This window comes from Alteromonas sp. ABE4_545, assembly GCF_056161325.1.
The window spans coordinates 47,007-60,378 of record NZ_JBSWYY010000022.1 but is presented as its reverse complement, the minus strand read 5'-3'; the positions used below and the strand labels follow the sequence as shown (position 1 = coordinate 60,378).

8 protein-coding genes are annotated in these 13,372 nt (G+C 42.9%); 1 reads left to right on the top strand and 7 read right to left on the bottom strand.

From position 1 onward, the window contains the following. Positions 1-198: 198 nt before the first annotated feature. The 4 genes from ACXAH6_RS16320 to ACXAH6_RS16305 all read right to left on the bottom strand — a co-directional run bounded on the left by ACXAH6_RS16320 (position 199) and on the right by ACXAH6_RS16305 (position 4,818). Positions 199-1,026, bottom strand: coding sequence for a DUF4198 domain-containing protein (locus tag ACXAH6_RS16320; RefSeq protein ID WP_474878532.1), 828 nt, complete (start codon positions 1,024-1,026; stop codon positions 199-201). Positions 1,027-1,028: 2 nt separating this feature from the next. After that, complete coding sequence (locus ACXAH6_RS16315; RefSeq protein WP_474878530.1) at positions 1,029-1,553, bottom strand: DUF2271 domain-containing protein; 525 nt, start codon at positions 1,551-1,553, stop codon at positions 1,029-1,031. 258 nt (positions 1,554-1,811) lie between these two features. Then, positions 1,812-3,941 (bottom strand): M3 family metallopeptidase, encoded by a 2,130-nt coding sequence (locus ACXAH6_RS16310; protein ID WP_474878529.1) that lies wholly within the window; start codon positions 3,939-3,941, stop codon positions 1,812-1,814. Positions 3,942-4,080: 139 nt separating this feature from the next. Beyond that, a complete protein-coding gene (locus ACXAH6_RS16305) occupies positions 4,081-4,818 on the bottom strand; it encodes a hypothetical protein (protein WP_474878528.1) in 738 nt (245 codons plus the stop codon). A 202-nt stretch (positions 4,819-5,020) separates the two neighbouring features. Between ACXAH6_RS16305 and ACXAH6_RS16300 the strand changes: the two genes are divergently transcribed. Further along, positions 5,021-7,405: a response regulator gene (locus ACXAH6_RS16300; RefSeq protein WP_474878526.1), complete on the top strand. Its 2,385-nt coding sequence runs from the start codon at positions 5,021-5,023 to the stop codon at positions 7,403-7,405. A gap of 141 nt (positions 7,406-7,546) precedes the next feature. On the opposite strand, the gene ACXAH6_RS16295 is transcribed toward ACXAH6_RS16300, so the two are convergent. The 3 genes from ACXAH6_RS16295 to ACXAH6_RS16285 all read right to left on the bottom strand — a co-directional run bounded on the left by ACXAH6_RS16295 (position 7,547) and on the right by ACXAH6_RS16285 (position 13,170). Then, positions 7,547-9,253 carry a hypothetical protein gene (locus tag ACXAH6_RS16295; protein WP_474878524.1) on the bottom strand — a complete coding sequence of 569 codons (1,707 nt, stop codon included), beginning with the start codon at positions 9,251-9,253 and terminating at the stop codon, positions 7,547-7,549. A gap of 284 nt (positions 9,254-9,537) precedes the next feature. After that, positions 9,538-10,722: a response regulator gene (locus ACXAH6_RS16290; protein WP_474878522.1), complete on the bottom strand. Its 1,185-nt coding sequence runs from the start codon at positions 10,720-10,722 to the stop codon at positions 9,538-9,540. 288 nt (positions 10,723-11,010) lie between these two features. Next, a complete protein-coding gene (locus ACXAH6_RS16285; protein WP_474878520.1) occupies positions 11,011-13,170 on the bottom strand; it encodes a response regulator in 2,160 nt (719 codons plus the stop codon). Positions 13,171-13,372: the final 202 nt, after the last annotated feature.

The following is a 13,372-nucleotide window of genomic DNA, read 5'->3' as shown; positions in this document are numbered from 1 at the left end:
TAAACCATGTGATGAGACTCGTACTTCCATCTTCGTAGCATACAGGCCTCGGACTCATTCATCCACGGGTAAACCCGTGGTGTTCTGTCGCTTCGCGACCGGTCACATAAAGCGACTCAAGTTACAGCGCTGAAATTTGTCTAAGTGCTTGACTCAGAACGCTGTAACTTGATGATGATAAGTGTTATTTAAGCAAGCCTACATTGGCAAAACTTCAAGCACAGTGACATAAGTCGCGCGGCGCTCTTTCGCCGGTGCTTTTGCTTTATCATCACTGTATTCGGCTTCTACCCAATACATGCCAGGCTCTTTGGCTGTAAAGCTAAATTCACCTTTCTCATTAGCGGTTAAGGTAATATCAGTTTTTTCGTCGCGATATTGCTCACCACCTTTAACCACGGTAACGCTAGCGCCCGCTGCCGCTTCGCCATCAAGCAAGAGTGCAAAGCGCAATGGCTCATTGGTATATAGGTCATTGGGGTGGGTAATGGCAGCTAGCTCGATGCCTTCACCTTTGGGTTTAATCGCATCTAATGTAGGCGCCCCAGCAGTGACAAAAACTTCAACGCGACGAGCGGCATCAACCACATTCAGCTCATTGGCATCCTGAGGTACTTGCTGGTAAAACTCTTCTAGCGTGCCAGTTTTACCTCGGCCCGGCCACATCTTGCGCTTGCCTTCTGCATCTTTCCAGAATGCCACAATTGAGCGACTTGCCATGAAAACGTTATAAGTGCCCTGCTCTTTTAACTGCAGATCGAACACAGCTCGTTGCGCTAGCGTGGCTTGGTTTTCTAACGGAACCAGCTTTCCTGAAGGCGACATAGCTTTAAAATTGTCGGTTTTCAACGGGAAATGATCAGGAAAAAAGATAGTGTTGGCCACGGCAGAATCAAAGGTGATCCATTGGTCTTCACCAGACACAACGGTGGCGCTTGGTTTAACCCATAAACGGTGTGCATCAACGGTTTGAGACGCAAATATCCCTGCAAATGCAATCGCTGACAATGCTAGTTTAAGTTTCATCCTTACTCTCCTAATGTAATCTGCAATGTACCAATTTCTTCATCACCGCTAGCTGATAAATCTACGCCTCGGGTCAAAGGTAACGTCACTGGAATTTTTACTACTTCACGCCCGCCTAATTCTCTGGCTGCTTCTGCGTGAAGAACATATTCGCCTGCGGGTAATGCGGCAATTTGAGATTTAAACGGCGTTAAATCAATAGTGTGTTTGCCGGGACGTTTTGTTGCACCTGTCACACCATCAATAGGTAAATCAGCACTACGGCCGCCTCTGCGCCACCATAATCTGAGGTCTTTTAACCACTTTTGACCTTTGTTGTCTCGCATTTCTGTGTCGTACCACACTGCGAACTCAATAACAGGTTTTTGCTTATCATTGGCCAACCACACTGCTACATAAGGTGCGTGGTATTCGGCAACGTTAAGATTGGGGATTTCTACCGTAATTTCGTCTTTCGCCAATGCGAAGGGCGAGACCAAACTCGCGCTAATGACAACGGCACTTGCGATAGAACGAAAATATGACAATTGTTTTGAGTGTGACTGAGTATTAATAACGACTCTCCTTTTCTATTGCTCACCGACCAGTGTACGTCAGCGAGTGACGCGATGGGCGATATTGTGCATCAGTTAAATGCGAACATCTATCATTTGCGTTGATTCACCGAAATTTTCCTGTGTTTCACTCAAACGCTATTTGATACTGTCGGTTAACACACACAAAGAGAGTGGAAAATAAAGCGCCTCCAATAGTTGGCTAAGCCAATTACTGGAGGCTGTTTGGATTTAGTCAACCAAACCGCGACGTTTTAGTAATGCGTCTACAGTCGGCTTTTGCCCGCGGAATTCAACGTAGTTCTCCATGAGATCTTCGCTGTTTCCTTTAGACAATACTTCTTTGCGGAAAACGTCACCGTTTTCACGGGTTAAACCACCCTGCTCTTGCATGTAAGCAAACGCGTCAGCCGCTAGTACTTCTGTCCACAAGTAGGCGTAATAACCAGCAGAATAACCGCCTGCGAACGTGTGGCTGAAGTAAGCCGATTTATAGCGAGGTTTCACTGGCGCATAATCAATACCGTGTTTAGCTAACGCCGCTTTTTCAAACGCTGCAACATCGGTAATGTTTTCATCAGCACCAATCATGTGCCATTCCATATCTAGCAGTGCGGCCGCTAAATATTCCACAGTGTTAAAACCTTGGTTAAACTTAACCGACTGCAACACTTTTTCCATCAACTCAGCAGGAATTGGCTCACCGGTTTTATAATGCTTAGCGTAGTTAGCTAGCACTTCGGGTTTTATTGCCCAGTCTTCATTAAACTGAGAAGGAAACTCAACAAAGTCGCGTGCGGTTGATGTGCCGGCCACGCTAGGGTATTTCACTTGAGAGAACAAGCCATGAACCGCGTGTCCAAACTCGTGGAACAAGGTTGATGTTTCATCGAAAGACAATAATGTTGGCTCGCCTGGTGCAGGTTTAACAATGTTCAACTCGTTATAAACAACAGGTTTGTTATCGTTAAGGAAGCTCTGAGTGACAAATTCGCTCATCCAAGCGCCACCGGCTTTGCCTTCACGAGCGTAAGGGTCGAAGAAGAACAAACCGATGTTGCTGCCGTCTGCATTAAATACTTCAAATACTCGCGCGTCGTCAACGTACAGTGGAATGTCATGACGCTCTTTAAAAGTAATGCCGTACAGTTTTTCCATCGCGAAGAACAAACCGTTTTCCAACACTGAATTTAGCTCGAAATAAGGCTTCACCAAGCTGTCATCTAAGGCGTATTTTTGTTTGCGAACTTTTTCTGCGTAGTAGGCCCAATCCCAAGGTTGAACACTACCTTTTACGCCCTCTTTATGCATAATTGCTTCAATATCTGCCGCTTCGCGTTTCGCGCGCTCTACAGCCATTGGCGCTAAGTCGTCCAAAATTTTGAAAACGTTTTGAGGGTTTTTCGCCATTTGGTCGTCAATTTTGTAGCTCGCCCAATTGGGGAAACCTAACAACGCGGCTTTTTGCGCGCGAAGTTTGGTGAGTTTTAGAATGATTGGGCCGTTTACATCCATCGCGCGATTAGCCGATTTTTTCCAAATCACTTCGCGTAAGTCACGGTTTTCTAAACTGGCTAAAATGGGCTGGCGTGTTGTGTTGACTAGCGAAATCAAATAACCCGTCTTACCGGCATTCTCCGCGGCAGACTTCAAACCAGCAAGGGTGCTTTCAGACACGCCTTTCAAAGCTGCTTTATCTTCCACCACAATAGTATCGTTTTTAAACGACGCCAAAATGTTTTGAGAGAATTCGGTTTGTAGAACGGTAATTTGCTCGTTAAAGCCGCGCATTGTTTGCTTTTCTGTTTCGCTCAAGTTAGCCCCAGAGCGCACAAAACCGTCGTAATACAAAGACACTAATCGTTGGTCTTCAGCATTAAGGCTCGCTTTGTTGTCATACACGGTTTTTACACGTGCGAACAAATCAGCATTTAAATAAATGTTGTCTGAATGGGCAGATAGTTTTGGCGCCATTTCAGCTTCAATACGTTGATATTCGTCATTAGACACAATACCCGAGAGATTGAAGAAAATAGTTGATACGCGATTGAGCAAAGCACCACTCTTTTCCATTGCAAGTACAGTATTGGCAAAGGTTGGTTTTTCAGGGTTTGCAATAATTGCTGCAATTTCAGCGTCGTGCTGCTGCATACCGAGTTTAAAGGCAGGCTCGTAATCAGAGACTTTCAATTTATCAAAATCAGGCGTTTTGTATGGCAGCTGACTTTCTGAAAGTAGAATATTGCTCGTCACTTTAGCTTGAGTCGCCTCTTCTGCTTTTATTGATGTGGTTGGTTCACTTGAACAGGCGCTTAACGCTATGGCTGCAGTTACCGCAGTAGCCAAAAAAGTTTTTCGCATTGAAATGCTCCGGTAGTCTCAATCTGTCGTGTTGAGGTTTGTAAGAAGCTTTTCAATGTAGCGAGAAATTAACAGCAGCTCAAATACGTCAAACTACGGTTCAAGCGCGTTTATCGCAATCTGCCATAAAATGGCCCAATTAAAACGGCAATAACACCCGTGCACCGTATTTTTCGGTATATTTTTCAATCACGCCTCGTTTTTCGAGCTTGGGGATCAGTTCATCCGTAATGATCCGCTCAGCCGGATTTCCAAGTTGATTATACGCAATGGCTAAATTATATAGTGCTAAGGTGACGAGCCGTTTGTCATCTTCTTTTACTTTTCTGACATTTTCTTCGAGATAAGTTTTAAACACGGTATCTCGGTTTACCTCGCCGTACCGCGACTGAGCAAGTTGAATATACACGTCATCAACATTCGCCAAGTCATTAATATTTTGCCTGAAGGTGCTGCCCATCTTCATTGCAATGCCCAGTGCATCTTGGGCGGCATCGCGTTTTTGGGTCTCTTTCAATATACAGCTATAGAAAAACTCAACAAGTAAGCGACGCCCAGCCACTTTGTGCTTGATCTTGTTGTAGTAGGCACCGACATCAGGGTGATGATTGCGTTCTAGACGCGCCAGCGCCATTGTAAGCGTGAGAATGTCTAGTTCATTCAGGTACTGTTTCGTTTGGAGTAAGTGCTCAACTTGATAGGCGAGATCGCTATTTTGTTGTTGGTATTTGGCAGACGAAGCATACCAATAGAGTTTAACCAACTCAGCGGGCGCTTGTTGATAGAACGCGGGTAAACTTCGTACACTCTGCACCTCTTGAGACCATGTGCACGCACTGTACAAACCAATCACAATAACGAATACCAGTTTCATCATAATCCTTTGATTTATCTTCCTAACAATGGCTTACCATACATCATTAAACTAACGTTTTATGATTGCCGAGGCAAGTAACGCCGTTTTTAACTCGTTTTCTGTTCAAATGTATTAATACTGTTAAAGAAATTCAGTGTGCTTCAAAAGGCTGAACTATACTCAGAGTGATTGTTATAACCATGCTTTGTTAACGAGGAGCCTTATGTCTGAAAGTCTCGACCACGATAAGGAACTCGCGACCTTAAAACGGATATGCGCGCGTGAACGCAGAGCACGGCAAGCAGCAGAAAACCTACTTCAAGAGAAAAGTAGAGAGTTATATGAGAGCAATAAAAAGCTCACTACCTTAACTGAGCATCTGCAAGAAGAAGTAGAACAGCAGACTGCAGAGCTGCGTGACGCCAGAGACGCCGCCCTTGCAAGTGCACAGGCCAAAAGTGATTTTTTAGCTAACATGAGTCACGAAATTCGTACCCCTCTCAACGGCGTACTCGGTATGCTCTACTCACTCAGAAAGTGCGACAACGACACACAAAGGCACACTCTTATACAGTCAGCTATTCACTCGGGTAAACTGCTGATTGCTGTAATTAACGATATTTTAGATTTCTCAAAAATAGAATCTGTCGGGGTAAATCTAGAAAATATCGATTTTGATCTGAGACAGACGCTAGAGATTGCAGCACACAATTTTGCCGCCACCGCGCGTGGAAAAGGCTTAGATATCGTCACGCACATTCATCCCGCCATCCCTAACGCATTTTGTGGAGATGGCTACCGTATTCAACAAATTGTTGGCAACCTGATTTCTAATGCTGTGAAATTTACTAACGTAGGGCAAGTTTGCGTTTCTGCTTCTTTAATTGAAAATGGACTGATTAGAATTGCTGTATCAGACACTGGAATAGGCATTGCCCCAGAACAGCTAAAAAATATATTTTCTGCTTTTAGTCAAGCAGATACGTCGGTAACGCGTAACTTTGGCGGTACCGGTTTAGGGCTGTCTATTTGTGCAAAAATAACAGAAGCCATGGGTTCTCAAATACAAATTGAAAGTACCCAAGGCGAAGGCTCAACGTTTTATTTCGACATTCGCTTACCCATAGTTGACGACAGTAATTTGGTGTCGTTCTACGGTGACAAACTTAAAAATTATCAATTTGTAATGATTAGCCAAAGCGAAACTTCGGTAGCGTCATGCCGTGAATTGTTTAGTGAGCTTTCCCATCACACATTTCAATCGGTCGATAGCTTGGCGGCATTTCGCGCACTTACCATTGATAAAACTCACCCACTGGTTGTCTTTTTAGACATTTCAAATTTAGATATGTCAGAGCCATCAGCCATGGAAGAAATTAAAGAGTTTAGCGAAAAAACCATGGTGATCAGTCTTGAGAATTATGAAGACGTCACCCCTACGCCGGTTAACGTAGACGCGCATTTGCTCAAACCAGCAAGGCACAGAGAGCTACTTAATATCATTATCGACCCCAATCGGCTGGTCACAACAAAACAGTTAGTTCAACAGGAAGCCAATCAAAATCAAATATTGGGCACACGCGTGTTAGTCGTTGACGATAACAATATTAACCTCGACGTTGCCACCGCTATTCTTACCGATTTGGGGTGTAAAGTCAGAACCTGTTCCAGTGGCCAACAAGCCATTGACGTACTCTCTAAACAAGCTTTCGACATTATATTTATGGACATTCAAATGCCGGAAATGGATGGGTTGTCAGCAACCAAAGCAATTCGAGGATTAGGCCAGCCCTATGAAAACCTGCCGATAATCGCTATGACTGCCCATGCACAAGAGGAAGACCGCGCTAAGCATTTGGCCGCCGGCATGAACGAGCATGTTACAAAACCCATTGATCCAGACGCATTAAACACCTTATTGCACCATTTTATGAACAAACGAACGACACCATCAACATCAGGGCAAACCCAAGTATCACAACCACCTAAGCAACAAACCGCCCATCATCCCGACCTCTCCTTTCCAGGCTGTGACTTTGACGGCGCGTTAAAAAAACTAGGCGGGAAATTCGATTTACTCAAATCATTAATCATCAAATTTTGTGATCAATTTGGTGATGCAGATACCAAAGTGAGCGTATTGTTAGCACAAAACAACGTAAAAGACGCACTCCATATCACGCACACAATTAAAGGGTCAGCATCCAACTTAGGTATGCTCACTATTTCCGAGTCATCAGCGAAGGTGGAAAGTCAGCTCAAACAACAGCAAATGCCCACCGATGAATCACTCGACCTATTCTATCAACAAATTTTTGAACTCAACCGTATCAAAGCGCATTTTAGTCACCTCAGTAATGATGACCAAGAGCCTGATATTGTGCTTGATAACAGTGAAATTAACGCCCGTTTAGCCGCGCTGATTGAGTACATAGACGACGATATTGGACAAGCACAAACCGATATTTGCGAGCTGGTAAATGCAACACGTGGCGAATTAAAACAGCTGCTCGAAGCCATAAAAGAAAAACTCTATGACTTCGAATTTGACGATGCTAAACAAAAAATCACTAAAACCATGCAAGTATTAACCGCCGTTGCAGACTAAAGCCGTTTCACTATCAGTATGAATTATCAATATGGTTAAATTGTTAATCATGCTCAAACTAGCGAATCAAGGGCATCAGGTAGGATGATTGATAGCATCTGGACTAGTACGTCTAAAACAGTCATTCAGCTCTGCTAACTATCATTGAGCTTGCAATTTCAAATACGGTTTTAAATCTTGCACCTGCCCCAAACACTTCATCTCAGCAACATTTACTTTTTCTCTGTCTTGTAATGATACCGTTTCACCATTGTCACACTTATCCTTAAACAAACTATATGCATTTATGCCATCATTAAAAATCGCCACTCCACTGACAAACTGAATTTCCATACTTTGTTCAAATGATTTACAGCCCTCAATAGGGTAAGTTTTTACAAAGTCATCATAACTACTGAAGCTGACACTTTTACAATGCGACTTCATCAGATTATAAATAACTTGTTTTCCCCAATGCCTGATTGCAGATTTAGGATAATCGTTAGAGAGCTGGGTTGATATATCTGAACGTTCAAACCAAGAAGTGACCTCCATTTGATTATCTAAATCACTAGTGCTGCTAAACTTTTCAAACGCCATAGATAGCACTTTTGACTTAGTTAAATGGTTTAATGCTTCAAAGTAGTCCTGTTGGTTATAAGCTCTATCTTTAATATTTGTATCAAACATATTTTTCCAAACATCAAAAACAGTTTTACTTGAATCTTTTGCTTTAACGGCAACATGACTCGCAAGCCCCATGGCCGCGCCGCAATCATAATAATTACGATAACGCCAAAGCTTAGCTGATTCCTCTAAAGACTCGTTGCCTTTGTTTAACAAACAATTGTTAGTTGCATCTTCAAACTTCTCAATCATTTGTTCATAGGTTATCAAGCCAAATTCCATCATTGCAAAGTTTGCGAATGTATCTGCGCCGCCTTCATGCATCCAAGAGTGACGTTGATCCTCAAAAGTGAACATTTGACCATTCCAGAAATGGGCCGCTTCGTGAGCCAAAAAGTGGAATAGCCTATTAAACATTTCGTTGTTCTCAGTGTTCCAGCGCTGACCGTTAATAGTCAGTTGAACAAGCCCATCCAATGTACCACCGGTATAATTTGAATAGTCGCCATCCACTTGATCATAATTAAAGAATACAACTGGTTTAAAGTTTAAGGCTTGCCCTGTTTTCGCTTTGTAATAGTCAAAAAGCTTAGGGAAGTTTTGCTGAGTTTGTTTCCATACCCATGTTGGTAATGCAGGATCAACAATAGCAATCATATTGTCGTTTTCGATCGGCCGTATATTACCGAAATATATATATGTACCCTCGCCTTCTTGAGTCCAAGAAGCCTTGTCTTTATGGTTTCGCCCCAGAAATACGATATTTTGATTCGGGCCGTAGAAGTGAAACTTTGTGCCCTTAAATGACGCCCCAATCGGACTAACTGATTTGTCTTCAATTACATTGGCGCCTAAAGCCAGATGATTCGTATACAACAGTACGCTGCCATCAGTGAACTTGATGTTATGCGTATAGTCTTTTTGGATAAAATCGTAATAGGAGGAAAAGTGAATACTCAAGGAGGTAAACTTTTTACCATCCACACTGCGAATTAATAATGCATCACCTTGTTGATCCCACTTAAACTGTGATTCATCTATTTCATACAGCTTTCTTCGATCAAAATTACTTCTTCTGCTAAAAGCAACATGTTCGACAGCAATCGGCAGTTCATAGTTTACTGCCCATGAATCAGAATCTTTGTAATAATTAACGTAAATATGAAGTTGATAGTCTTTATCTGACGCCAGAACAGCAGCGGGAATTAATAAAAGCAGAATTGTGAGTAATTTTCTCATCATTAATGAAAGTCCTTTTATTATCAATGCTCCAAATAACGCTAGTTCCGATATTATACTCGCCTTGTTAAAATGTGAACGTTTCAAAACAGCACATTTTGGGATCAGCAAACTCCCTAAATCAACGGCCACAAAACGTATTTTGTTGTCTCTAGGTTCCTACAATAGGTTTCAACATAGAATTTGCTGATTGTAAGGCATATGACACTGAATAAGCCCCACCTCCTCCAAATTAACCTCAAACAGATCGCTTAACCCAACACCCGCTGACGAATAGGCTATCCAATTTAGAAAAAGATGTCGTCGATATCATTGGACGATGACGCAGATTCATCTTTTTGTTCTACGTTTTTCGCATGCTGCTGAATGGTACTTTCCATTAAACTAACGATGTGCTCAAACTCTTCGTCAATCGCTAAGCCCTTATCATAGGTTTCAAATACTTTGTCGGCGTGTCTTGAAACCACTTCTAACAACGCATTTTCCTGCTCTTCAGTCAGCTCGTTATCAAGAAATGTCGTTTGAATTTCATCCTGCATGGCGTTGACAACTTGGTAGCTAGCTTCTTTCTGTTCAGCCTGTTTCTGTTGCATTCTTTCCATTGATTCGCGGGTTTGGTTCATCACCTGCTCTAACTCACAACGCATAGAAATAGACTCTAAACGGCTGTTTGCGCCTTCGAGGATCAACAGTAGGTTATCTCGTAACCTCCCGCATTTTTCTTCGTTCTCCACGGGCATGTTTTTAACAATTTGAGAAATGTAGTCGTAATTCAACAGCATTCGTTTGCCGCGCTCGTTGATACGCCCGGCGTCTTTAAGGGCGGTAAGCATTTCTTTTTCTAAGGGAGGCACTGGCATCGTTGAGCCACATTCAAAAGAACCGTTGGCTGAGCGAATTTGCACGCTATTGTGTAACCCCAAGTCATTAGACGTAGACACAATAAGCTGAGCAAGCGACTCCACGGTGTGACAATGAAAGCTGCGGCGCAGAAAATGCACTACGCTGGCCAATTCTCCCGCGTCGCTAATAGCATTTGTAGCGGTTTCCAACGCCGATTCGTTTTGTTCATCGTAGGCATGACGCGCATCGTCTCGCTCCACCGCCATTTTCACCTTATGTAGTAACTCGTCACCTAACACGGGTTTTGTCAGGTAATCGCTTGCTCCCATTGCATAGCCTTTGGACTTTTCTTTGATATGATCGTTAGCACTAACGAATATTACCTCAATATCGGCCGTTACAGGGTCTGATTTAAACTTTTGGCAGGTTTCGTAGCCGTCCATTTCTGGCATTGCCACGTCGAGTAACACCACTTTAGGACGGTGCATGGGTTCATGGGCTTTATCAAATGCTTGCTGCCCCGATGTTGCAACGAGTACGCGATAATCACGTTTTAACGTCTCCAACATAAGTTGGATATCAGTCACTGAATCGTCGACAACCATAATGACAGGTTTTTGTTCAGACATATTAATACACCCATTCCAATCATGAAATTACGTATTACCTTTTAAATTAGCAGGTAAAAATGGAGATACAAGTTGAACTGAATGCTTTGTGAACTCACATCAAAAGCCACGCTACATGCCTAACATGAACGCAATAACGATGTGAGTATTACATTTATAAATATCAACTTTGTCTAATACAAAATTAGTAGAGAAAGTGGGTTTCATCCATAGACATTAGTCTACTTTATAAACAACGAAACCCGATTAGATATCGCCTTGTCGCTTACCCCACAACAAGGCGAACCATCATGAATGTTTAATAGCGTCTTGAATTTTTTGCATCAAAGTAGGTTTGTCTACTGGCTTGGAAATAAAGTCGTTCATACCGGCTTCAAAACACATTTGTTTGTCTTCGTCGTACGCATTAGCAGTAAAGGCAATGATTGGAATTGTTGCGTTAAACGTGTCGCGCAGCACCTTTGTTGCGGTAATACCATCAATATTAGGCATACTCATATCCATCAAGATAATATCGTATGAGCCGGTTTTGTAAGCGTCTATCGCCATTTCACCATCATGGGCAATGGTGACCGAATGACCTGATGACTCCAACATCGTCCGCACCACTTCAGCATTAATTTCGTTATCTTCAGCCACCAGAATATTCAGACCCTTACTCATCTGAGTGGTTTCTGACCGATGCTGAGTTTCATCCAATGAGCCGATGAGCCTGCGAATGTCACGCTCAAAGTTGGGTTTCACTATGGGTTTGGTGTGTAGAGCAAAAACCGAATCGGCAACCGATTGAGATATCGTGTACTCATCGGCAACGGCTGACACTAAAATAACCTTCGGTAAAAGCTTATCCTTACCGGACGCTTTTAAGGTTTCAATCAGTTCGATGCCGTCCATTTCTGGCATATGAATATCGAGTATTACAACATCAAAGGCCCGTGATGAGGCAAGAAAACCAAATGCTGAGTCAAAGCTGGTTACCCTAAATTGATACGATTCCATCAAATGTGCCAAATACTCTCGGCTACTTGATAAGTCGTCGATAATTGCACAGTGCAAGCCGTGCGGTTCAATGCTAGACGTAACATTGCTTTGACGGTCGATGTCGATGGGCAAGGCAACACTAAAAACAGAACCTTGCCCTAGCGTACTGGTTACCCGAATGTGACCACCCATTAGTTTTACAATGTTATTGGTGATCGCCAAGCCTAAACCTGTACCGCCAAAGCGCCGTGTGGTTGATTGGTCGGCTTGAGAAAAGCGCTCAAATATTGTCTCAATTTTATCGCCGGGAATACCCACTCCCGTATCTTGCACTTCAAATTCGAGCCACGCCGATTTGTTTTTAATTGAAATAGAGACAATTAAACTCACGCTGCCTTCTTGGGTAAATTTTACGGCATTGCTGAGGAGATTATTCAAAACTTGTGTGAGGCGAGTTGGATCGCTGATAACACGCGGTGGCAACGCACCTCGTTTATGGTAATTCATGGCGATGGATTTTTTCTGACAATTAACAGCGTGAATCGATACCACATCGTCAATCACCTCAGACAACATAAAGGAAGTGTGCTCGATACTCACCTTCCCTGCTTCAATTTTTGAATAGTCGAGCAAGTCGTTAATCAACGCCAGCAGTTGTTTACCCGCCAACTTAGCCTTGGAAATATAAACGTAGGCTTTGTCTGGGTTATCTAACACCAACTCCATCATCCCAAACATCCCATTCATCGGCGTTCTGAGTTCATGGCTCATCGACGCGAGAAATTCCGATTTGGCTTTACTGGCTTCCTGTGATTCGCGCTCGGCCTGTTTGGCTCGCTCAAGTGCGGCTTCCATATCTTTAACCTTCGCCATCACTAAATGACGCATGGGTTCAAAAATAAACAGCAGCTCAAGTACTAGCACCACTAATGTGGTTAACCACAGGCCATATTCAATACGCTTTAGTGCGTTTAATCGGTCTTGAGATTCTTTTTCAAATGCGTAAACCACACGATCTAGATCAGTCAGCAGATTGTCGATAAAGCGCGGTTCAAAATAAGGCAATGCCATAGTATTTTGCTGTGACACCAGCAACGACTCTCCCGCATTAATATATTGCTTGATGCGAGTATCAAGGTTTGGCGAGCCACCGTAATAAAGCTGTTCAACAGGTTTTGGTAGCGCTCGGCTCGTGAGCGTATTGTGATTACTTCTAAATTTGTCGATCGAAACCGTTAACGCGGTAATTTGATTAATTTTTTCAATATCGCCCATGTCTTGATACAGCAGCTTGGTAACCGACAAAGCAATTTTTTGGCTCAACATACGTTGCTGCCCTGAAACGTTGATCACATTGGCATCGACGTCTCTTTCTCCCAACATCCGCTCTGCGAAAAACAACGCCAAGGTGGCGAGTACCGCAATTAAAGCCAAGGCGACGATGTATCTAACGCGTAATGAGATCAATGCTTTCACCTTTTAATTTGCGGGCTTTAGGATTAAACATAGTTGATATCTAAGTTTTTTCAGACAAATACAGTACCAGATTACCTTTCTAGCATGAAAATTCAAAGTTAAACCAGAAAATTGATATTTTAGTTTGTACAAATTTGGTGCGCTGTAACACAACCCTGTGGATCAATTTGATGCAAACTGGCCATGGCGCTTT